We start from the raw sequence: 22,852 nt of genomic DNA on the forward strand, positions 1-22,852 counted from the left end.
ACCGGCTGCGTCCTTGGCCGCCCGCAGGCGTGCCTTGTGTTACAGGCTGGCGTACTTGCGGCGCAGGCGCTGGCGGATCAGCTCGGCCAGGGTATTCATCACGAAGGTGAACATCAGCAGCACCATCGCGGCGAGGAACAGTACGCGGTAGTGCGTACTGCCTACTTCCGACTCGGGCATCTCCACCGCGACGTTGGCCGCCAGGGTGCGCATGCCTTCAAAGATGTTGGCTTCCATGATCGGCGTGTTACCGGTGGCCATCAGCACGATCATGGTTTCACCCACGGCACGCCCCATACCGATCATCAAGGCCGAGAAAATGCCCGGGCTGGCGGTCAGCAGGACCACGCGAGTGAGCGTCTGCCAAGGCGTTGCCCCCAGTGCCAGCGAGCCGAGCGTGAGGCTTCTGGGTACGCTGAAAACGGCGTCTTCGGCGATCGAATAAATAGTCGGAATCACTGCGAAACCCATCGCCAGGCCAATCACCAGTGCGTTGCGCTGATCGAAGGGAATACCCATCTCGTGCGACAGCCAGTGACGCATATCGCCGTTGAAGAACCAGTTCTCCAGATGACCGCTGACTGCCAGCGAGCCCCAGCCCACCGCCAGGATCACCGGAATCAGCAGCACTGCTTCCCAGCCATCCGGTACGCTCAGACGGATGCCTTCGGGTAGCCGGCTCCACAGCCAGCCGGCGAGCAGAATGCCGACGGGCATCAACAGCAACAGGCTGAAGATGCCCGGCAGATGGTTTTCGAGATACGGCGCGAGAAACAGGCCGGCGAAGAAGCCGAGGATCACCGTCGGCAGTGCTTCCATCAGTTCGATTACCGGCTTGACCTTGCGGCGCAGTGACGGTGCCATGAAGTAGGCGGTATAGAATGCCGCGCAGATCGCCAGCGGAGCCGCCAGCAGCATCGCGTAGAAGGCTGCCTTGAGCGTGCCGAAGGCCAGCGGCGAGAGGCTCAGCTTGGGCTCGAAGTCGCCAGTGGCGGATGTCGATTGCCAGACGTAGTCGGGCTCCGGGTAGCTTTCGTACCAGACCTTGCCCCACAGTGCGCTCCAGGAAATCTCCGGGTGCGGGTTGTCGACCACGAAGCGCTGCAACTGATTGCCGGACTCCACCATCAGGCGAGTGGCACGTGGCGACATGGCGGCGATGGCGGCGCCTTCGGCGACCTGCTCCTTCAGCAGGGTACGGTGTGCGGTGCTATGAAAGACGCCCAGGGTGCCGGCAGTGTCGAGGGCGAGGAAGCCTTTGCGACGCTCTTCCGGAATGATCTGGCTGACCGGGTGATCACCCAGCTGAAAGTTGCGCACGTTCTTCAACTCGGCCTGACCATCGTCGCTGCGAACCATGAACCACTGGCCGATGCCGCCGGACGAGTCGCCGACCATCAGAGAAATGCCGCCGAGCAACCAAGACACGGTGGTGATTTCACCGCTGCCACCGAGCAGCTTGTAACGCCCGTTGAGTTGCTTGCGGCGCAGGTCGAAGACGTCGACACTGGCCCGGCCGCTCACCGCGAACAGCCACATGTGGCGCGGGTCGATGCGCAACGCCTTGATTGGATCGGACAGTTGCGGAAGTCGCAGCCGCTCCTGCTCAAGGCTGGTCTCGCCGGTCAGCATGTTCTCGGTAGCGGAAATCTGCAGGGCATGCAGGACGCCATCCGTTGCGCCGGCAACCAGCAGCGTCTTGCCGTTCAGACTGATAGCCGCGTGGGTGATAGGACGGCCTTCGGGGTCTAGCTGCAGCGGCTCTTGGCCGAACGGATAATCCAGCTGCGGCGTGATGGTTTTCTGGCCGTCCGGATAGCTGATTTTGTAGTTGTGCTCGACAACGAGCACCTGGCCATTGTCCAGACCGAGGACGATGCGGCGATTGCCCGGCGTGTCCTGGCCGACTGAAACGATATGACTGCCCGCAGGCAGCGGCAGGTCGATGCTGCGCAGCAATTCGCCGGTGGGCACGCTGAAGAAACGAACGGCGCCGTCGCTGCCCAGACGCAGGGCAACCTGGTTCTGCTCTTCCATCGCCAGCAGCAGAGGCTCAGCCGCGTCGGCCAGCCAGGCCGGCTGCTGCGCATCTCGTGCCTGCAGTTCGGCGCCCTGGAACATGGGCACAACAACCTGGCCGAGATAGAAGAAGATCAACGTGATCGCACCGAGCACGGCGAGGCCGCCGATGGAAACGTACCAACGCGCCAGGTTGTCTTTCAGTGCTCGGATGCGGCGCTTGCGTTGCAGAGCCGGGGTATTGAAGTCCAGCCGTTGCACATCGGAATTCGCGCTCATGGTCTCTATATCGTTCATGCGAAGGTCCTGGCCGCTCAGGCCGCTAAAACTGCTGCGCCATTGGCGCGAGTCTTTCCCTGGCTTGATGGCCGGTCGGGCGCTTAATTTAATGCAGCTGTGTGACAGAAAAATTACAGCGCAGTGACGCGACGACGCCCGCCAACGCGCATGGCGTGGCGGGCGTCCTGCTCAGCTCGCGGCAATTACCGCGAGGCCGGCGGCTGGTCTCAGTTGAGGCCCAGGTCTTTCAGCGTCTTGTCGACGACTTTCTTCGGCAGCGGGATATAGCCATCCTTGACCACGACGTCCTGACCCTGCTTGGAAAGCACCAGCTTGAGGAATTCGGCGTCGATCGGGCTCAGCGGCTTGTTCGGCGCCTTGTTGACGTAAACGTAGAAGAAACGTGCCAGCGGGAACTTGCCAGCCAGAGCGTTCTCTTCGTTGGCTTCAAAGGCTTCGCCGCCCTTGGACAGGGGCACGGCACGGACGCTGGAGGTCTTGTAACCGATACCCGAATAACCAATGGCGTTCAGGGTGCTGGAGATCGACTGGACAACCGAAGCCGAACCCGGCTGCTCGTTGACGTTGGACTTGTAGTCACCCTTGCACAGCGCCTCTTCCTTGAAGTAACCGTAGGTGCCGGACACCGAGTTACGACCGAACAGCTGGATCGGCTTGCTGGCCCATTCGCCGGTCAGGCCCAGGTCGCCCCAGGTCTTGATGTCTTTCTCGCCGCCGCACAGGCGGGTGCTGGAGAAAACCGCATCGACCTGCTCGATATCGAGGCTCTTGATCGGGTTGTCCTTGTGCACGAAAACGGCCAGGGCGTCGATGGCAACCGGGACTTCGGTCGGCTTGTAGCCATATTTTTCTTCGAAGGCCTGGATCTCGTTGTCCTTCATCGGGCGGCTCATCGGCCCGATGTTGGCGGTACCTTCGGTCAATGCTGGCGGCGCGGTGGACGAACCGGCAGCCTGGATCTGAATGTTGACGTTGGGGTAGTTACGCTTGAAGTCTTCAGCCCAGAGGGTCATCAGGTTGGCCAGGGAGTCGGAGCCGACGCTGGACAGGTTACCGGAAACGCCGGAAGTCTTTTCATAGGCCGGCAACGTCGGGTCAACTGCAGCTACTGCGTTGGCAGCGCCGACGCCAGCGGCTACGAAAGTCAGGGCCGCCATCAAACGATTCAGTGTCATACCTTGCTCCTAGCAGGGGTGTGCTCGAGTGTGTTGGAACGGGGGCCATTGTCTGCAGGCCGTGTGAACACTCTATGAAGGGAATATGACAATCTGGTGACGGCAAAGAAGTGTTTCGCGTCTGTCGCTGCGGCCACGCGCAGCCGCTATACTCGGCCCGGCCCGCACTACCGTGGGAGTTCCGCGCCAGAATACAAACGCGCCGCGAGTCCGAGCCGATGACCGAATACGAACAGGAAGACCCAATCCCGCAGGGCGATCTGGCCCTGCAGCTGACTGCCCTGCCGCGCGAAACCAATGGCTTCGGCGACATCTTTGGTGGTTGGTTGGTATCCCAGATGGATCTGGCCGGAACCGCCATGGCCAGCCGTGTGGCAGCAGGCCGCGTGGCAACGGTGTCCATCGACCGCATGGCGTTCATGGTGCCCGTGGCCGTGGGCGCGCAACTGTCCTTCTATACCCAGACCCTGGAAGTCGGGCGCAGCTCGATTCGCATGCTGGTGGAAGTCTGGAGCGACGACCCGCTATCCAGTGAGTGGCGCAAAGTCACCGAGGCAGTGTTCGTCTTCGTCGCCATCGACGGCAGCGGCCGTACTCGCACGGTCACGCCGCGTCGCTGAGTGGCGCATCGTTCACTCCGCTGATGGAGCGGGGCTCAGTGCGTAGCGATTCTTGCCGTCCTGCTTGGCTCGATACAGTGCGGCATCAGCGGCCTGGTAGAGTTGTTCGGCGGTCTGCCCCGGCTGCCACATCGCGACGCCGATGGTCGTCGTCACGCAACGTCCCTGAGCCGATGCGGGATGGGGTATGGCATGTTCGGCGAGCGTCGACAGGATCTGTCCCGCAATGGCTTGCGCCGAAGCGGTATCGCAATTGAGCAGAAGCACGGCGAACTCCTCACCGCCAACCCGCGCGGCCAGGTCCATCGGTCGCCGCGAGAAGCGATCCAGCAAGGCACCGAAGTCCCGTATCAGCGCATCGCCGGCCGGATGGCCGAGGTTGTCGTTGTAGGCCTTGAAGTTGTCCAGATCGAGCAGCAGCAGCGCCAGCGGCTGGCGGTCACGCCGCGCCTGCAACAGCGTCTGGTTCAGGGCCGTGTCGAAGCTGCGGCGGTTGGCCAGCCCGGTCAGCGCGTCGTGCTGCGCGACCCAGCCGAGCAACCTGCGCACCAGGAACTGTTCGCGCTGCGAGTACTCGTGGACGTAACGACTGACCGCCCCGATTACCAGTAACAGCAGGTAATAACTGACCGAGATCCAATGCACTTTCATCTCGAAAGATGAAAGAATCATCGCGGCCATCAACACGTCGATCAGCACGATCGCTGCCGCGCTGACCAGGGCCCGCCAGAAGGTAATTCCGAGGAAGAAGAACGAACAGACGATCAGCAACCCAGCGCCGTAGCGGAATGCCATTTCAGGCTGGGCCGTCTCATACTGGATATCGATCCGCGAGGCGACGATGCCAACCAGCACGAGCAATAGCGGAAACAGTCGATTGGCAATGATTCGGACCCGCTTGCGAAACAGCGACATCAGCAGGATCGCAAGCCCCGGTAGCGTTTCCAGCAGGCGCAGCAGAGTGAGTTCGCGCAGCCATCGCGGATCAGACTGTATAAACAACTGCTGTTCGGCATACAGATAGCCTGTAACCACCAGGATCAGCAGGCAGGCTCCGAGCTGCTGCGCCAGACGGGCCTGACGGTTCAAATAGCGGCGAAATTCGAGTTCCAGTTCCGGTACGAAGAACAAGAAGCGAAACCCTTGCAGCAGCTGCCTGCCATAGGGCGTGTCCCGAAAATCCTCGGCAGACTGATGTTCTAGGCTTTGCATAGGTGTCGCTCATGTACAGGCGCGGCAATGATATCACTTAGACATCAGGCCGGCCGATTTCCCGATGAACGCGCACGCCGCGGTCTGCCATGTGCATTTGCCACCTGCATTTGCCACGCCCATCACTTGCCGACGTCGCCGCAACGCTCCACTATCGGGTCACCTGCACTGTTGGATGTATCGTGTGACAGCCCTTCTACTCGCCCTCTGGCCCCTTTTCGCCCTGATCATCGCTGGCTACTTTCTGCGATTGCGGGATTTTCCCAGCGAGTCCTTCTGGCCGGGTGCCGAACGGATCAACTACTTCGTGCTGTTCCCGGCGCTGCTCTTCAGTAGCCTGGCCACCGCGCCGCTGAATAACCCGGCGCTGCCGCATCTGGCCGGAGCGGTCATGCTGGGGCTGGGCCTGGCCTGGGCGGGCCTGCTGCTGCTCAAGCGAGTGCGCGGCTGGCCGGCCGCGCGCTTCGGTGCGTTTGCCCAGGGGGCGCTGCGCTTCAATACCTATCTGGGGCTGGCAGCGGTGGGCAGCCTTTTCGGCAAGGAAGGACTGGCCTTGGCGGCGTTGATGCTGGCGCTGATGGTGCCCACGGTCAATGTGATGTCGGTATGGGCGCTGACCGCCGAACGCGGTGTCAGCGTGCGCTCGTTGTTACTGCCGATCCTGAAGAATCCACTGATTTTGGCCTGCCTGGCCGGCGCCCTGGTGAACCTCGCCGGCCTGGGCTTACCCGGCGGTACTGATCGCCTGCTGAGTTTGCTCGCCGCTGCAAGCCTGCCGTTGGGTCTGCTGTGTGTCGGGGCCGCGCTGAAACCGCGAGAGCTCGGCGGCGAAATTCCCGCCCTCGGCTGGAACAGTGCCCTGCGCCTGTTGGCGGTGCCGCTGTTGGCCTTTGCAGTGGCCCGTCTCGTCCATCTGCCAGCGATGGAGACCACCATTCTGGTGCTTTTTTTCGCCCTGCCTACGGCACCAACCGCCTATGTTCTGACCCGCCAGCTCGGCGGCGACAGCCATCTGATGGCCGGCATCATCACCCTGCAGACGCTGCTGGCAGCCGCCAGCCTGCCGCTGGTGCTGACGCTGCTCAATGGCTGAGGCTGCCGAGACCCCAAGCTGATCAGATGACCGGCGTCCTTGCCCGGGCATCTGCCGCAGGCCCGTCGACGGGACGCTAGCGGGCTTCGTCGAACGGCTGCACCTCTGCCAGTGCGTCGTTGGCCAGCATCCGTTCGATCAGCCGCTGATAGTCCCCGCTGGCACGCAAGGCCGCCAGCCCTTGATCGAACCGTTCGATCAGCGCTTTAGCCCCCGCACGGCTGCGTGGAACGATGAGATGCATCGTCTGCCGGCTCAGTACCGAACGGGATACATGAAAGCGCCAGCCAGTGGCGCCGGTCGACAGCAGCGCGTGGTGCCCCAGCAGCAAATCGGCCACGAACAGATCGTCACGCCCCAGCAGCAACAGCTGCGCGCACTCGGCCAGGCCAGGCGGTGAATGCCGTATCAGCAGGCCCTGTTCGACCTGTGCCTGAACGCCGCGAGGTAGCTGCCAACCGAGCGGATGGCACAGCCTCAGCTGGCCGTTCCGGGCGAGATCCTCCAGTTCGAGCGCATCGCCGGCGCGGCTGAACAGATGCTGCTCGGATACGTACAGGGGCGCCGAGTAAAGAAAATCACGCTCACGCCGTTCGGCACGGATATAGGGAAAGGTCGCGTCGTACTCACCGCGCCGAGTCATCAGATAGCCGCGGTTCCAGGGTTGCCAGGCCAGCGAGGAAGACATTCCACTACGGGCGAAGGCCGCCTGCACCACTTCCGACATAACGCCGGCCCCCGCGAGCGATTTCCCCGTGAGCGGGGCGTAATCGTCGCCGGTCACCAGCTGCACTTCGCCGGCATGAGCGCCAAGGCTGATCGCCAGACTCAGCAGCAATCCGCGGCGCCAGCGTCCCTTCATCCACACACTCCTTCCTCCTCTAAACGCCTGGCGCAACGTACCCGAATCAGCAGCATACATTTGCATTGCAGCCTCCATGCCATCCGTGCGCCGCTAGCGCACGACCTGGCCGCGTAACAGCCGCAATAACAACAGCGCCACGCCTACGCCAGCCGCGACCAGCACCAGTATGGGGCCGAGGTAGCCGACCAGCTCCTGCAGCCAGATCAGCAATTGGCGAAAAACCATCAAGCTGAGGCGGGGCTCTGCGGCGTCCAGCCGGTAGGCACCTGCCTGCCAGATGTCATAGGCGGACCTCAGTGGCCAGAGCGCCAGCGGTAGCAACACCAGGCACACCCAATAGCCGCTACGCCGCCTGGGCCCAAGCAGCCCCCAGGGTCGATAGGCAGCGCGGATCAGCTGGAAGAAACAGACGCTGTAATAGGCGATCAGCAGCAAGCCGAATGCGCTGCCCCAGGACGGGGCGAGCCAGAGCTCGCGCACCACGGCGCCGTTGAGCGACAGGCTTAGCAAGCCCCAGACAAGAAGAAAGAAGAGTTTCATTGCATGTCCCGGTTGTCGGTTGTCAGTTATCTCGATCGTCATCGGAACAGAAACCGCCAGGGTATACGCACAACCGCTTCACGAAACAGGTCGCGACGCCCCGCAATCTTGCCGGCTTCGAGTAGCCGCGCACGCCTCAGAACAAGCTGAGCTGATCGCCTGCCGGTTCGCTGGCCAGCGTCGGCATACTCGATGCCTCAGTTGTGGGCTTCGCGCCGCCCAGACTCAGTCGCTCGGCGAGTCCAGCCGCGCGCTCGGCGCGGGTATTGACCGCCTCAGCCAGACGCGCCGGCAACGCCCAGATTTCCACCTTGCGCTTGGCACGGGTGATACCGGTGTAGAACAGCGAGCGCGTCAGCAGCGGGCTGGGCTGCTCGGGGAGCGCCAGCAGTACCTCGGCGAATTCCGAGCCCTGGCTCTTGTGCACGGTCATGGCGAAGGCGCTGTCGTGGCTCGGCAACCGTGCCGGGGCGAAGCCGCGATAACCATCGTCCCCCTCGAAGAATACCCGCAGGCCCTGCTCGGTTTTCAGGCACAGGCCGATGTCACCGTTAAACAGCCCCAGCGCATAGTCGTTCTGGCGGACCATCACCGCGCGGCCGGGATACCAACGTTCACGCGCCGGCACGCCGAGGCGGCGCTTGAAGCGCGCTTCTAGCGCTTCGTTGATACCGGTCACGCCAAAGGCGCCTTCACGCTGGGCGGTCAGGGCGCGAAAGCCATTGAAGGTTGCAAAGGCTGCGGCCGGCTCCGATTGCCGTGCGGCTTGCAGATAGGCGGCGTAACCCTGCTCCAACCGCTCGATCAGTGACGTGGGGCTGGGCGTCGCGTTCCAGGCCAAATCCGAGCGATTTTCCTGCAGCAGTGCAACCGTGCCCTTGGCATCGCCGCCGTTGATCCGCCGCGCCAGCTCGCCGATGCCGCTGTCGCCGGCGAAGCGATGGCTGTGGGTCAGGAGAACCACCGCATCGCCGAGACGCGAACCTGGCGTCTCGGTTGGCACGCGCTGGCCGGTGATGCGTTCCAGGTCGGCCGCCGCCTGGGCATCGAATCCGCGCCCTTCACAAAGCTCGGCGAACACCGCACCGGCTTCCACCGCTGCCAGTTGGTCCTTGTCGCCCAGCAGGATCAGGCGGGCCTTGGGCGGCAGTGCTGTGACCAGTTTGGCCATCAGCGCAAGATCGACCATGGACGCCTCGTCTACCACCAGCACGTCCAGCGCCAGCGGATTGGCCGCATCGTGGCGCACCCGGGGACTGTCGCCGCGGCTGCCGAGCAGGCGATGAAGCGTGCGCGCCTCGTCCGGCAATGCATCCTTGAGCGCAGCGCTGATCGGCAGATCGGCCTTGGCGTTGCGGATTGCTTCGGCCATCCGCGCCGCCGCCTTACCTGTGGGTGCCGCGAGCCCAATGGCCAGGCGTTCGCCGCCCGGCTGCTCCAGCAGTGCCGCCAGCAGCCGCACCACGGTGGTGGTTTTGCCGGTACCAGGGCCGCCGGAGATCACGGCCAGGCGCCTGCGCACCGCCTGTGCCGCAGCCAAACGCTGCCAATCGGGGCTCTGCTCGTTGAAGGCGAAAAGCCGCTCGAGGCTGTCGCTTAGCTGTCCTTCGTCCACCTCCGGTGTATCCGCCGCACGGGCCAGCAGCTGTTCCGCCAGCTGCTGTTCATATGCCTGATAACGGGCCAGATAAAGCCGATTATCGGCAAGAATCAGCGGCGCGTAATCGCCGGGCGAGCCGATCAAAGGCGATGCCGCCAGTTGCGCGCGCCAGGCTGCGAGCGGCGGCAGACTGAAGTCGACTTCAGGCCAGGGGCGCTTGCCAGCCTGGCGTGCGAGCGGGAGGCAGACATCCCCGGACGCCAGGGCTTCGCAGCAGAGCGCGGCGGCGAGCAGGACCATGTCCGGCGTCTCCGGCTCGAGGCGCTGAAGGCTGGCGATGAAGGCCCGCTCCAGTGGGCCTAACGGCAGACCAGACAGAACCGTCATCGTGAGCACCTCCACGCGGGTAGGCTTGAGCAGCCAAAGCGGTGGGCTGAAGCCCACCCTACAGTCGCCGGGGCAGTTGCGCTCAATTGTCTTTTTTCGGCAGGCAGCTCGATGCGCTGAGCAGCGCATTCCCGGCTTTGAGAATGCCGTAACCGCGTCCCATCCGGTAGGGTGGGCTTCAGCCCACCAAAGCGAGCACCGCGGCAGAACGGGTGGGCTGAAGCGAACCGCCACTCGGCCCACCCAGCATTGCAGGCGCCTGCATGGTTTGGGCGCATCATTTGCCCTCCTCGAATAACCGATCCAGCGCATCGAGCAGCGCATCGTCCGGGCGGGCGAAGTAGACGCCGGCTTCGGGCATGCCGCGCAGGAAGAGATAGAAGGCGCCACCCAGCTGTTCGTCCCTGAAACCGGTCAGGCGCTGGCGCAGGAAGCGACGCAGCGCGACTAAATAGATCAGGTATTGCAGGTAGTAGTGCTCGCCCGCCAGCGCTTGCAGTAGCCGCTCACCACCGTAATAGCTCGCATCCGGCCCGAGCCAGTTGGACTTGTAGTCGGCGATGTACCAGCGGCCGTCGTGCTCGAAGGTCAAGTCGATGAAGCCCTTGAGAAAGCCCTTGAGACTGTCGAATTCGAGCCGCGCCGCCGCCTCGCGCAGGGGAGCGGCGAGGCCATTATCCGGGTCGGTCAGCAAAGCGCGCAGGCGCATGACGTCGAGTTCCTGCACCGGAAAGGTGAAGCCCAGCTCGGGCAGCCGCCGCGCCGATTGCAGACGGGCCAGGGTGAGGCCGGCGCCGTCCAGGTCCGTCTCCAGCACCTTCTGCAGATGAGTCGTGGCGATGTCCTTCCACTCCAGCGGCAGGCCATAGCCCTGCAACGCGGGCTCGACCAGCGTCGGCAGCTCGCCTTTACCGCGCGCCCAGTCTTCGAGGATCGCGTGCAGACAGGTACCGGCTCGCGCGCCGCGGGGGAAAGCGAAGAATCCGCTGCCCGGCTCGCGTGCATCGGGGATCGCCAGGGCGTCGCGGTCCGGCGCTTCCATGTGCATACCGGCGGCGAGGCCCGAAAAACTACCGATGCGCCAGGCGCTGTAGAGGGCTCGATTGAGCTGCGACAACGGCTCCGGCGGCGCCGCGCGCCCTGGTCCTTGGGCGTTGGCCTCACGCGTTTCCAGCGGCAGGCAGGCCATGCTCCCCTCGCCTTCCTCGACCAGACGCTCAATGCCCAGGCGCAAGCTTCCGCCATTAAGGTCAGCCAGATGATTGCCCAGTTCGGTCAACGGTTGCTCGCCCTGAAGGTCACGACCGTGCAGCAGCCAGGCCAGGGCGCTGCTGTGCAGGCCTTCGTCCGCCAGGGTCCCATCCTTCTTCGGCTTGCACAGGCACACCGGGCCCCAATGCAGCCAGAGCCGGTCACGGGCGCGGGTCAGCGCGACATAGGCCAGGCGCAGCTGCTCGGCGAAGACTTCCTGGCGGGCACGCTCGAGGTTTTCCTCCAACTCGTCACTGCCCAGGTCCAGCAACGGTTGGCCGCTGGCGTCGTGGCAACGGGCGCTATCGCGGTTCTTGCCGAGCAGCTTGCCGTCCCAGAGGAACGGACAGAACACCAGCGGGTATTCGAGGCCCTTGCTGGTGTGGATAGTGACGATCTGTACCCGCTCGGCATCGCTTTCCAGGCGCAGCAGCGCTTCTTCGCCGGCGCCTTCGCTGCCGCGCTGCAGGTTGAACCAGGCGAGCAGCGCTTCCAGCCCCGGGCGCAGCAGGCTTTCGGCCTGCAGCAGCTCGCCCAGATGCAGGAGATTCGTCAGCCGGCGCTCGCCGTCGACCCGTGCCAGCAGCCGTTCAGCCACCGCCTGCTCGTCGAGCCAAGCACGGAACACACGCATGAAGCCTTGCTGCTGCCAGAGCTGATGATAGCGCTCGGCGGCTTCGCGTTCGGCGTCCCACTGCTGCTGATCATCCTGGCAGCGGGCAAGATCGGCGGCGCTACGCCCCAGCAAACGCGTGGCCAGCGCATAGCGCAGCAGACCTTCGCGGCCAGGTTCGGCGTAGGCGGCGAGCACTGCGGCGAGCTCCGTGGCTTCCTCGCTAATCATCCCCGCCTGGCGATGGTTCGCCACCAGCACGGCGATGTCGCCACCTTTCAACACGGTGAACACGCCGTCCTTATCGAAACCGGCCCGCCCTTCGGGCCTCGCCTTTGCCCAGCGGATCGTCGCCCAGCCAGACCAGCGACAGCGGCGCCGCTTCGCCCTCCTCCACCAGCCGCAGCGTGGCCCGCAGCTTTTCGGCGGCACCTACGGGCGGGTACTGCAGGTCGCTTTGCGCGAAAGGCTGCGGATGCTTGAACAAACGGTTGAGCGCGGCGATCAGCTCGGGCGTCGAGCGGTAGTTGGTGGGCAGGTTGAAGGGTTCGCGATCGGCCTGCTGCTTCGCGGTCATGTAGGTCGCCAAATCCGCGCCGCGGAACGCGTAGATCGCCTGTTTGGGATCGCCGACGAAACACAGGGAGGCGTCGCTGCCGTTGGCATAGATGCGGTTGAAGATGGCGTACTGGATCGGGTCGGTGTCCTGGAATTCGTCGATCAGCGCCAGCGGATAAGTCGCGCGCAACGAGGCGGCCAGGTCGCCACCGACCGGGCCTTGCAGGGCCAGATCCAGGCGACTGAGCAGATCATCAAAGGCCAGCAGCCGCTGCGCCGCCTTGCGCTCGGGCAGCTCGCGGTTGAGCCGTTCCAGCAGCGCAACCTGCAACGCAATCAGCCGCTGCTTACCCGCTGGGAGCGCATCGGCCACCTGATCGGCCAGCTCGTCAAGCGCGTGGGCCAGCTCGCACACCGGCGCGTCGAAGCCCTTCTTGCAAGCCTTGCTCAAGGCGCGCACACCGAACTTGGCTGCGCCATCAGGCAGGTCGAACATCACCGCCGGGTCGGCGAAATAGGCGTCCAGCTCAGCCTGCCATGGCGCGAACTTGATGCCTTTGTGCGTGCTCTGGTTGAGCCCGCCGTGGGCCAGCAGCTCGGCGACCCAGGCTGTCCCCGCTTTTTCCCACAGTGCCGCGGCCCGCTGCCAGGCCGCCTCGACAGGTCGCAGGTCCGCCGGCACAGGCAACTCCTGCGGTTCAACACGCAAGTACGGCTTGCCCAGGTGACTGCGCAGCCGCTGGCGCAACCACACGGGTGTGATCCGGCTCTTGGCGAGGAAGCGCGCCCAGGCTGGGTCGGCGTCCGCCAGTTCGCTGCGCCAGGCATCGGCGAGCAGCGCGTCGATGATCTCGCGGTCATCGGCGGTCAGCTCGCTATCGAAATCGCCGCCGGCCTCGAAAGCCGCGTCCTGCAGGGCGCGCTGGCAGAAACCATGGATGGTGAAGATAGCCGCTTCGTCGAACCCATGAACCGCCAGTAACAGACGGCGGCGCGAGGCTTCGTCCGGGTACCGGGCGTGGAGGCGGTTGAGGAAGTCGTCGCTGCTCGGCGTACCCTCATAGACGGCCAACAGGTCGGCCAGCCGCGCGCGAATGCGCTCACGCAGCTCGGCCGTCGCGGCGGTGGTGTAAGTGACCACAAGAATCTGCCCCACTGACAGCTGGCGCTCCAGTAGCAGGCGGGCGTAAAGCGCGGTGAGCGTCCAGGTCTTGCCGGTGCCAGCACTGGCCTCGATCAGCGAGCGGCCATCGAAGGACGAGTCGAGCAGGTCGAGTTTCATTCTTCTTGCTCCTCATCCGCCAACGCATCCAGCGCAGGGCCGATCAGTTCCTGAGCCAGGGTTTCGAAGCGCTCGTCCAGCGGGTCGCGGTCACGAAAGGCGAGCCTGTTCCAGGGGTCTTCGGATTCCGGGGCGATGGGGCTGAACTCGGCGCCGAGCCAGGCTTCGCGGGCGCGTTTACGGGCGTAGTCAATCGGTTCGCTGCCTCGGGCAGGCTTGCGGTAGCCCTTGGCGAAGGCATGGCTGCTGCGGGGCAACAGCGGCAGCGGTTCGCGGATGGCGCAGCGGTAGGCCGCGAACCAGGGTTCGAGCAGTTCGGCCGCGTTGGCCAGAGGCCCCAGTTGCCAGTCACCAGCCGGCGAGAGCATCAAGCTGTGGCGCTCGATGCCCGGCGTGGCGGACAGGTTGAGTAGTAGGTGACGCAGCCAGAACGGCGGCAGGTCCCACTCGCCGAGGCGACCGAGCTTCCAGGCGAACAGCCCGGCCGGGGTCACACCGTCGAGCCAGCCATGCACCCGCACACCCGCCAGGGTGATGTCGACCGAAGGCACGCACCGGCCCGCGCAACTTGCCCCACATTGCCTGCCCCAGCTCGCCGGTGGGCAACCAGCCCGCCGCACACGCSMYGMGGCGCTCGTCCTCGTCGCGCCAGCCGTGTTCCATCGCCTGCAGCGACAAGCGTCGCAGGCCATTCCAGGCGGGCATTTCCAGGTCGAAGGGTTCGTCGCTGGCGAGCGCTTCCTGGTCCTCGGCCAGGCGCAGGCCGAGGCGCTGCTCCAGCAGAAAGCGCGCCGGGTGGCGGAAGCATTGCAGCAGCTGCGAGGGCTCGATGGTCAGCCAGGCTTCGTCCGGCTCGGCGAGCAGGCTGGCGAACGGCTGCGCCTGGGTCTGTGGCTGTTCGGCCAGGCGCTGAGCGGCACGGAACCAGGGCAGCGAAAAACCCGCGCAGACGGCATCGCTGAAATTGCGTGGCGAGAAAGGTTGTAGCGGATGCGCGATGAGGATCTTCTCGCTGGCCTTGGGCGCTTTTGGTTGCGAGGCATCGGCGCTGGCAGGGTCGCGGCAGACGGCAGTCATGTCGACGGCCTCCAGCACTTCGCTGAGCAGTACCGATGGCGGCAGCACGGCGTTGTCCCGCGGGTCGCGGCCGACATAGGACAGATACAGCCCCTCGCGCGCCGAGAGCAGGGTTTCCAGCAGCAGGTAGCGGTCATCCAACCGCCGGGCGCGGTCGCCGCGACGCGGGTGGCGGCCGATCAGGTCAAAACCCGAGGGCGGCGTACGCCGGGGAAAGGCGCCATCGTCCAGCCCGAGCAGGCAGACCACGCGAAACGGCAGGCTGCGCATCGGCACCATGGTGCAAAAGGTCACCGCGCCGGTAAGAAAGCCCGAGGCGCCGCCGCCCTGCTGCAACACGGCGCTGAGCTGCTGATGCACCAGCTCCAGTTCGATGGGTCGCGTGAGGTCGGCGGCCTGGGCCTGGTCGCGCAACGAGGCACAGGCCTGCGACAGGAGCAGCAAGGTGTCGCCGGCCTCGCGCTCGTCGAACAGGGTGTCGATGAGGATTTGCAGGTCGTCCGCCCATTCGGCCAGTGGGCGCGGTCGCGCCAGTTGATCGGCCAGCGTGCCGAGCCGCTCGACGACTTCCACCAGCCGTCCCAGCAGTTGCGCACGGGCGCCTTCCAGCGCATCCAGGGGCCAATGCTCACCGAGCAGCGGCGCATTATCTCCGGCCAATTGCGGCGGTGCGGCAAAGCCCAGCATCAGCCGATCCAGCCCCTGGCGCCAGGTAAAGGCCGATTCGTCCGGCAGGCCCAGGCGAACGCCGGCCTCGCGCAGCCAATCGCGCAGCAGCGGCAGGTCTTCGCTCTCGATACCGGCGCGACGCGCGATGGCCGGCTGCTCCAGCCAGGCGAGGATTTCCTCGGCGGCGAAGCGGCTCTGGGCCAGCAGCAGCAGTTCGAGAAACGCCTCGATCAACGGCATTTCGGCGCGCAGGCTGCGGTCGGCAAGGCTGTAGGGAATCCGCGGGCTGCCCTCGCGCGGGGCGAACACCGCTTCGATGAACGGCGCGTAGCGCTCGATGTCCGGCGTCAGCACCACCACCTGGTCCGGGCTCAGCGATGGATTGGCGGCAAAGCGTGCCAGCAGCTGATCGTGAAGGATCTCGACTTCGCGCAGCGGCGAATGGGCGATGTGCACTTCCAGCGAGCGGTCGTCGTCGGCGAGCGTGATGCGCTCCTCGGGCAGCCGGGTGCGCAGGCGTAGGATGTCGTTCTGCAAGGCGTGCAGCAGGCTGTCATCGTGCAGGTCTTCGTCTTCGGAATACAGGCCGAATTCCTGACTGCCCTCGCTTGCGGTCAGGCTGAACAGGGAATCGAAAAAGTCGCGACCCTGTTTGCCCAAGCTAGCCAGTAGTGGATGGCCCACATCCAGGTACCAGTCGTCGGCACCGCTGTCGGGTTGCTTCGCCAGTTCGCGGATATCACGAATCTCGCCCCAGGCTTCACGGCTCGGGTTCAGCGCGCAGACGACCACGTCGATATGACGCGCCAGGCCATCGAGCACACGCAAGTGATGCGGTGGCAGGCTGCTGATGCCGAACACCAGCAAGCGCTCGGGTAGATCGGGTAGCGGCTCGTCACTGTAGAGCCGCTGCAGCAGGTCACCCAGAAGGCGCGCGCGATGTGGATGGCCATCCTTGGTCAATTCACGCCAGAGCAGTGCCTGCCAGGCTTCGTCGGGGCCGAGGTCCAGGGTTTCGCCGCGCTCCCAGGCGGCCAGCCAATCGTCGCGGTAGAGCAAATATTGGTCGAAGACGTCAGCGATCTTCGCAGCGAGCGACAGTCGACGGCGCTCGTCGCCACCGTCGAGGTACTGCGCCAGGCGCGGCGCGAGCTCAAGGTTGGCCGGCTCGCACAGCCAGCCGTAGAGTCTCCAGGTCAGGGTCGACGGTGAGAACGCCGACTGTTCCGGCAAACTGCCCAACACGGTGCGGCTCAGATCCCAGACGAACCGGGCCGGCAGCTGCATTTCCAGCTGCATGGCGATGCCTTGCTTGCGCGCCAGCTCCAGCGTCAGCCAGCGGCCCATGCCCTGGCTCGGCACGACCACCAAAGCCGGGGCGAAGGGGTCGCTGAGCGGCTGGGCGAGCAGGCGCGTGGCCAGCTCGCCAAGGGTTTCGAGGTCGGGAGCGTGGTAAAGGCTGAGCATGGGCAGACCGTGACGAAGCGAAGTGGGTAGGTTACAGGCCACCCGCGGCAGGAGCGAGCAGCCGGGCAAGTCTGCCGCATTGATGCGACAACCGCTGTCGCACTAAAAGCGGCCCGGGGGCAGGCTCAGGTGTCGCGCGCACGCAGCGTTGGACAACGGCTGTACGGGCGACGCAGCCGCGATGACAGTTTCGTGAACAGCGGCCTCTTGAGCGTGGTCCACCTTCTATACTCCTCACAGCTCTCTGCTATTTCAGCGCTTTCAGCTGTGCCCGTTTTCCAACAGCCGGGACTGGAATCTGATGCTGACATTGCTGCACCTGCTTTCTTCTATCGCCTTGCTGGTCTGGGGCACGCATATCGTGCGCACCGGCATCATGCGCGTCTATGGCTCGCATTTACGCCGACTGCTGGGCCGTAGCATGGCCAACTCGCCGCTGGCGTTCGGCGCCGGTATCGGCGTCACCGCCCTGGTGCAAAGCAGCAATGCCACCGCGCTTCTGGCCATCTCCTTCGTCTCCCAAGGCCTGATGGCGCTGCCCACGGCGCTGGCGATCATGCTTGGTGCCGATGTCGGTACGGCGTTGATGTCGCGCATTCTGACGTTCGATCTGTCGTGGCTATCGCCGCTGTGCACCCTGGTCGGGGTCTGCCTGTTCCTGTCCCGCAAGCAGACCCGCACCGGTCAGCTCGGCCGCGTGTTGATCGGTCTTGGTCTGATCATTCTGGCGCTGCAACTGATCGTGGTCACCGCCGAACCGATCACCGAAGCGCGCGGCATGCGCGTGCTGTTCGCTTCGCTGGCTGGGGACACCCTGCTGGCGGCGGTCGTGGGGGCGCTGTTCGCGGTGCTCTCCTATTCCAGTCTGGCCGCGGTTCTGCTCACCGCAACCCTGGCCAGTGCCGGATTGATCAGCCTGCCGGTCGCCCTCGGTGTGGTCATTGGCGCGAATGTCGGCAGCGGCGTGCTGGCCTGGCTTAACGCGACTCCGCAACCTGTGCCGGCTCGCCGGGTGGCGTTTGGCAACTTGCTCTACAAGCTTGCTGGCCTGCTGGTGCTGCCGTTGCTGCCGCTGCTGGTCGAATGGATGGCAACGCTGAATTTCAGCGCTCAGACCCAGGTCATCGCTTTTCACTTGGCGTACAACTCACTGCGCTGCCTGCTGTTGCTGCCTACGGTGGGCCTGATGGCTCGGCTTTGCGAGCGCCTGCTGCCAGAACGGGAGCTGGATAATGGCATTGCGCAGCCGCGCCATCTCGATCCCACCGCGTTGGATACCCCGACCCTCGCCTTGGCCAATGCGGTACGTGAAACCTTGCGCATCGGTGACCTGGTGGAAGCCATGCTGGCACGTTTGCTTGAAGCGCTGCGTGAAGACAGGCCGGAGCCGGGCGAGGAAATCCGTCGACTGGATGACGATGTCGATGCGCTCTACAGCGGTGTGAAGCTCTATCTGGCGCGCATGCCGCGTGAAGACCTGGCCGAGCAGGAAAGCCGGCGCTGGGCAGAGATCATCGAGCTGGCGATCAACCTGGAGCAAGCCGGCGACATCATCGAGCACATGCTCGGCAAAGTGCAGAACCTCAAAACATCCAAGCGCCGATCGTTTTCAGACCGGGGCCTGGACGAACTCAGCCAACTGCACACGCTCCTCTGCGCCAATCTGAGCCTGGGCCTGTCGGTGTTCCTTTCCGGAGACGCCCACAGCGCCCGCCAACTGCTGCAGCAGAAGCGCCAGTTCCGCAAGCGCGAACGTGAATTGGCCCATGCCCACGTACATAGGCTGCATCAGCAGGTGAGGGAAAGCATCGAAACCAGCGCCACGCATCTGGAATTGATCGCCGACATGAAACGCCTGAATTCGCTGTTCTGCAGCGCCGGCTATGCGGCGCTGGAAGGTCAAGTCAGTGGCAAGAGTCGCCTCCCGACCGAGCCCACCCGCGAGGAACACGCCGAGCAGCATCAGCTCCCAGGGAAGCCGGCCTGAACCGCAACCGCGCCAGAACCCTGGCGAGGAATGTCGCCTTCGGATGCAAGGCAAGCGGCGGCTCGGAGTTTCGGCGGGTCGAAAAAAACCCCGGCGATGCTGGGCATGCCGGGGCCGGACCGTCGGCTAGCCGATTAACGCAGCCTGCGTCGCCGCTGCAACCAGACCACCAGGCCGAACAGCGCTAGACCGGGTAGCCACATCCACTCCTTGGCCATCCGATCGGTAGGTGCGCGCACCGCAACGATTTCCTGATCGAACTGCAGACCCAGCTCGGCGGCGGGACTACCGAAGGTCACGCTGTCGATCAGCACTTTGCCGTCCTCCTCGTAAGTCATCAGACCGAACTTTTCCAGCTTCTCTTCGCCGGTTTCACCGTCAGGAATGGCTGCCAGCAAGCTGAACTCGCGCGTATCACCGACGGCGTCTTCACCGCGTATGCGCAAACGCAGCTGGCTGTTCTCCTCCACCGCACCCATCGCCTGGACCAGCTGTGACGGCGGAATGTCACGATAGGGGTCGTGCACGATATCCATCCAGAAACCGGGACGGAACAGGGTGAAGGCGATCAGCAACAGCAGGATGTTTTCATACCAGCGGCTACGCACCAGGAAGTAGCCCTGGGTGCCTGCCGCAAAAATCAGCATCGCCACCGTCGCGACGATAAAGATCACCACGCCGTGCCAGAAGTCCACGTCGATCAGCAACAGGTCGGTGTTGAAGATGAACAGGAAGGGCAGCGCGGCGGTGCGCAGGCTGTAGTAGAACGCCACGATGCCGGTCTTGATCGGATCGCCCTTGGACACCGCCGCGGCAGCGAACGAAGCCAGGCCAACGGGTGGCGTGACGTCGGCCATGATGCCGAAGTAGAAGACGAACATATGCACCGCGATCAGCGGCACGATCAAGCCGCTCTGCTGCCCCAGCGCCACGACCACGGGCGCCAACAGGCTCGACACCACGATGTAGTTTGCAGTGGTTGGCAGCCCCATGCCGAGGATCAGGCTGAGGAAGGCGGTGAGCAGCAACATCAACATCAGGTTGCCCATCGACAGCAGCTCGACCAGATCGGCCAGCACCAGACCGACCCCGGTCTGCGAAACCGCGCCGACGATGATTCCCGCCGCAGCGGTCGCGATGCCGATACCGATCATGTTGCGCGCACCAGCAATCAGGCCTTCACGCAGGTCGACCACACCGTCCATGAACGTGCCGTGCTGGTGGGTGCCATCGCGGCGCATCCAGCTGAGCAGCGGGCGCTGGGTCAACAGGATGATGACCAGTATTACCGAGCCCCAGAACGCCGACAGGCCGGGCGACAGCCGCTCGACCATCAGGCACCACACCAGTACGACCACCGGCAGCAGGAAATGCAGGCCTGCCAGCAATACCGGACGCGTCTGCGGCAGCTTCTCGATTGGGGCGTCGGGGTCTTCCGGGGGCAGCGGCGGGTTACTCGCCGCGACTTTCAACAGCGCCAGGTAAACCGCCACCAACAGCGCCCCGATTACCCAGATCGCCCCGTCGCCGAGGGCCGGTTTCATCCAGCCAAGACCGTAATAGACGGCCAGCGAAATGCCGGAAATCAGTGCAACGCCAAAGGCGAACCCGATCAGCCGCTGCACCCACGGCTTGGCCACGTTGGCCCGCGGCAGAGCGGTGAGACCCAGCTTGAGCGCCTCGAGATGAACGATGTAGACCAGAGCGATGTAGGAGATCAGCGCCGGCAAGAAGGCGTGCTTGATCACCTCGACATAGGGAATGCCGACGTATTCGACCATCAGGAAGGCCGCGGCGCCCATGACCGGGGGCATGATCTGGCCGTTCACCGAGGAGGCCACTTCCACCGCGCCAGCCTTCTCGGCGGAGAAGCCGGTGCGTTTCATCATGGGGATGGTAAAGGTGCCGGTGGTGACTACGTTGGCAATCGAGGAGCCGGAAATCAGGCCGGTCATGCCGGACGCCACGACCGCCGCCTTGGCCGGGCCGCCACGGAAATGGCCGAGCATGCTGAAGGCCAGCTGGATGAAGTAGTGGCCAGCACCGGCGCGCTCGAGCAGCGCGCCGAACAAGACGAACAGGAAAACGAAACTGGTAGACACACCCAGCGCGATGCCGAACACGCCTTCGGTGGTAATCCACTGGTGGTTGGCCAGGGCAGTGAAGCTGACCCCGCGGTGCGCCAGCAGGCCCGGCATGTACGGCCCCGCCAGGCTGTAGCCGAGAAAGACCAGCGCGATGATCGCCAGCGCCGGGCCCAACGCACGACGAGTGGCCTCGAGCAACAAGGGTATGCCGATACAGGCAGTGACCAGATCCATCGTGGTCAGATTGCCGGGGCGCTGCGCCAGTTGCTCATACACGACGAACAGGTAGCCAGCGCTTGCCGCGGCGATCAGCCCCAGCGCGATATCGATCAACGGCACGCGATCACGCGGCGAGCGTTTGAATGCGGGATATGCGAGAAAAGCCAGGAGCAGGGCAAACGCCAGATGAATCGCCCGGGCTTCGGTATTGTTGAACACGCCGGTGCGCAACATGAATGGCAGCGGCGAGGCGATCCACAGCTGGAACAGCGACCAGAGCAGCGCCAGACCCGAAATCAGTTTCGCCATGGTGCCTTCGGGTATCCGCGCACCAACGTCTTTGGCGATCAGCTCTTCTGTAGAGAGTTCTTTGTCTTGCATGAAATGTGGCCTGCTTTTTCAGGTATCGGAACCGCGAAAACCCGTGGCACGGGGCACACGGGTTTTCAGACGAAAGCCGCGGACGGCAGCCTGCCGCTTCGATGCAGCAGGCCGAAACCCGTTACAGCCAGCCACGCTCTTTGTAGTAGCGCTCGGCGCCTTCGTGCAGCGGTGCGGACAGGCCGACCTTGATCATGTCTTCGGCCTTCAGATCCTTGAATGCCGGATGCAGGCGCTGGAAGCGCTCGAGGTTCTCGAACACCGACTTGACCAGCTTGTACACCACATCCGCGTCGACCTTGGAGGTGGTGGAAAGCACGGCCTTGCCGCCGATCGATTGAGTAGCACCGTCATTGCCCTTGTACATGCCACCTGGGATTTCAGCCTTGGTGTAGTAGCTCTTCTCGGACAACAGCTTGTCGATTTCCGGACCGGTAATTGGCACCAGAACGGCGTCGACGGTGGTGGTGGCTTCCTGGATCGCGCCATTCGGATGACCGACGAAGTAGGTCATGGCGTCGATGTTGTTGTCGCCCAGGGCGCTGGCCTGTTCGGCTGGCTTGAGCTCGGCTGCAAGCGCGAAAACCGACTTGTCCCAGCCCTTTTCCTTCATGATTTCTTCGAGGGTGTCACGCTGACCGGAACCGGGGTTGCCGATGTTGACGCGCTTGCCCTTGAGGTCGTCCAGGCTTTTGATGTTGGCGTCGCGACGCGCCAGCACGGTGAAGACTTCGCTCTGCAGCGAGAAGACCGCACGGATGTCGTCCATCGCGCCTTCGTTCTTGAACGGCTCCAGGCCTTCCATCGCCTTGTACTGGTGGTCCGACTGCATGATGCCGAAATTGAACTCGCCGCTGCGCAGGCCGTTGACGTTGGCCACGCCGCCACCGCTAGCGGGCGCGTTGCACTTGAGGTCTTCGGCGTTACGGTTAACGAATCGGCAGATCGACTGCCCGGCCACATAGTAAACGCCCGTCTGACCACCGGTACCGATGGTCACGAATTGTTCTTGCGCCTGAGCCACGCCGCTCAGACCAGTCCCCGCCAATGCGGCGGAAAATATCCATGCCAAGGATTTGCCTTTCATGGATTCACTCCTTATTGGTTGTTTTGGATTGCCCCGCTGACCTTGTGAGCCACGCCGGAAGTTTGGAGTCTAGCAGGCCATAGGTTTATGCGAATAACGCTGTCGCTTTATGACACGCCGCTGCGTTCGGAAGCCAAACCACACGAACGGGCTGAGCGTATGGACTAACCCTTTGGATTAGCGTTCCGACATTTTTGGGTCCACTTCCTCATTCGGTCCGCTACCCATTGTCAACGGGAAGCACAGAAGAAGCCGCACGACCCTGAGCGCTTCAGGGCTTCCGATAAATGGCCAGATCGTTGACGCGGCTGAATGTAGTATCAATTCGACATTATCCGTATCGTTTCAATGTCCACTTGCTAC

Annotated in this window: 11 protein-coding genes and 2 pseudogenes; 3 read left to right on the plus strand and 10 right to left on the minus strand. The window is 64.0% G+C overall.

Annotated elements, in window-relative coordinates; all coding sequences use genetic code 11:
• Positions 1-39 precede the first annotated feature (39 nt).
• Together CH92_RS19670 and CH92_RS19675 are read right to left on the minus strand one after the other, a co-directional pair.
• Positions 40-2,316, minus strand: coding sequence for an ABC transporter permease subunit (locus CH92_RS19670; RefSeq protein WP_025243472.1), 2,277 nt, complete (start codon positions 2,314-2,316; stop codon positions 40-42).
• Positions 2,317-2,525: 209 nt separating this feature from the next.
• Positions 2,526-3,494, minus strand: a complete 969-nt coding sequence (locus CH92_RS19675; protein ID WP_025243473.1) for a PstS family phosphate ABC transporter substrate-binding protein — start codon at positions 3,492-3,494, stop codon at positions 2,526-2,528.
• Positions 3,495-3,712: 218 nt separating this feature from the next.
• On the opposite strand from CH92_RS19675, the gene CH92_RS19680 reads away from it, so the two are divergent.
• The gene (locus CH92_RS19680) at positions 3,713-4,114 is read left to right on the plus strand and encodes an acyl-CoA thioesterase (RefSeq protein ID WP_025243474.1); all 402 of its coding nucleotides are present in this window, start codon (positions 3,713-3,715) and stop codon (positions 4,112-4,114) included.
• A 12-nt stretch (positions 4,115-4,126) separates the two neighbouring features.
• Here CH92_RS19680 and CH92_RS19685 read toward each other — a convergent pair whose 3' ends face one another.
• Positions 4,127-5,326 carry a GGDEF domain-containing protein gene (locus CH92_RS19685; RefSeq protein ID WP_025243475.1) on the minus strand — a complete coding sequence of 400 codons (1,200 nt, stop codon included), beginning with the start codon at positions 5,324-5,326 and terminating at the stop codon, positions 4,127-4,129.
• Positions 5,327-5,510: 184 nt separating this feature from the next.
• Between CH92_RS19685 and CH92_RS19690 the strand changes: the two genes are divergently transcribed.
• The gene (locus CH92_RS19690; protein WP_025243476.1) at positions 5,511-6,419 is read left to right on the plus strand and encodes an AEC family transporter; all 909 of its coding nucleotides are present in this window, start codon (positions 5,511-5,513) and stop codon (positions 6,417-6,419) included.
• A 76-nt stretch (positions 6,420-6,495) separates the two neighbouring features.
• On the opposite strand, the gene CH92_RS19695 is transcribed toward CH92_RS19690, so the two are convergent.
• The 5 genes and pseudogenes from CH92_RS19695 to recC all read right to left on the minus strand — a co-directional run bounded on the left by CH92_RS19695 (position 6,496) and on the right by recC (position 16,728).
• Complete coding sequence (locus tag CH92_RS19695) at positions 6,496-7,281, minus strand: substrate-binding periplasmic protein (protein ID WP_025243477.1); 786 nt, start codon at positions 7,279-7,281, stop codon at positions 6,496-6,498.
• A gap of 93 nt (positions 7,282-7,374) precedes the next feature.
• Positions 7,375-7,824 carry a hypothetical protein gene (locus CH92_RS19700; protein WP_025243478.1) on the minus strand — a complete coding sequence of 150 codons (450 nt, stop codon included), beginning with the start codon at positions 7,822-7,824 and terminating at the stop codon, positions 7,375-7,377.
• A 136-nt stretch (positions 7,825-7,960) separates the two neighbouring features.
• Positions 7,961-9,811 carry an exodeoxyribonuclease V subunit alpha gene (recD, locus tag CH92_RS19705; RefSeq protein ID WP_025243479.1) on the minus strand — a complete coding sequence of 617 codons (1,851 nt, stop codon included), beginning with the start codon at positions 9,809-9,811 and terminating at the stop codon, positions 7,961-7,963.
• A 277-nt stretch (positions 9,812-10,088) separates the two neighbouring features.
• Positions 10,089-13,515, minus strand: a pseudogene (locus CH92_RS19710) (UvrD-helicase domain-containing protein).
• Positions 13,512-16,728, minus strand: a pseudogene (recC, locus tag CH92_RS19715) (exodeoxyribonuclease V subunit gamma). Before recC ends, CH92_RS19710 begins: the two co-directional pseudogenes overlap by 4 nt.
• Before the next feature lie 301 nt (positions 16,729-17,029).
• Between recC and CH92_RS19720 the strand changes: the two are divergent.
• A complete protein-coding gene (locus CH92_RS19720) occupies positions 17,030-18,715 on the plus strand; it encodes a Na/Pi cotransporter family protein (protein WP_025243480.1) in 1,686 nt (561 codons plus the stop codon).
• Between the two features lie 134 nt (positions 18,716-18,849).
• Here the strand turns inward: CH92_RS19720 and CH92_RS19725 are convergent, their stop codons facing one another.
• The gene (locus CH92_RS19725; RefSeq protein WP_025243481.1) at positions 18,850-21,402 is read right to left on the minus strand and encodes a TRAP transporter permease; all 2,553 of its coding nucleotides are present in this window, start codon (positions 21,400-21,402) and stop codon (positions 18,850-18,852) included.
• 121 nt (positions 21,403-21,523) lie between these two features.
• A complete protein-coding gene (locus CH92_RS19730) occupies positions 21,524-22,489 on the minus strand; it encodes a TAXI family TRAP transporter solute-binding subunit (protein WP_025243482.1) in 966 nt (321 codons plus the stop codon).
• Between the last annotated feature and the right edge of the window lie 363 nt (positions 22,490-22,852).

The sequence above is a fragment of the Stutzerimonas stutzeri genome (assembly GCF_000590475.1).
Lineage (GTDB): Bacteria > Pseudomonadota > Gammaproteobacteria > Pseudomonadales > Pseudomonadaceae > Stutzerimonas > Stutzerimonas stutzeri_D.

Coding starts and splice junctions, on each gene's coding strand:
- CH92_RS19670 (WP_025243472.1), bottom strand. CDS start 2,316: ATGAACGATATAGAGACCATGAGCGCGAATTCCGATGTGCAACGGCTG.
- CH92_RS19730 (WP_025243482.1), bottom strand. CDS start 22,489: ATGAAAGGCAAATCCTTGGCATGGATATTTTCCGCCGCATTGGCGGGG.
- CH92_RS19675 (WP_025243473.1), bottom strand. CDS start 3,494: ATGACACTGAATCGTTTGATGGCGGCCCTGACTTTCGTAGCCGCTGGC.
- CH92_RS19680 (WP_025243474.1), top strand. CDS start 3,713: ATGACCGAATACGAACAGGAAGACCCAATCCCGCAGGGCGATCTGGCC.
- CH92_RS19685 (WP_025243475.1), bottom strand. CDS start 5,326: ATGCAAAGCCTAGAACATCAGTCTGCCGAGGATTTTCGGGACACGCCC.
- CH92_RS19720 (WP_025243480.1), top strand. CDS start 17,030: ATGCTGACATTGCTGCACCTGCTTTCTTCTATCGCCTTGCTGGTCTGG.
- CH92_RS19695 (WP_025243477.1), bottom strand. CDS start 7,281: ATGAAGGGACGCTGGCGCCGCGGATTGCTGCTGAGTCTGGCGATCAGC.
- CH92_RS19700 (WP_025243478.1), bottom strand. CDS start 7,824: ATGAAACTCTTCTTTCTTCTTGTCTGGGGCTTGCTAAGCCTGTCGCTC.
- recD (WP_025243479.1), bottom strand. CDS start 9,811: ATGACGGTTCTGTCTGGTCTGCCGTTAGGCCCACTGGAGCGGGCCTTC.
- CH92_RS19725 (WP_025243481.1), bottom strand. CDS start 21,402: ATGCAAGACAAAGAACTCTCTACAGAAGAGCTGATCGCCAAAGACGTT.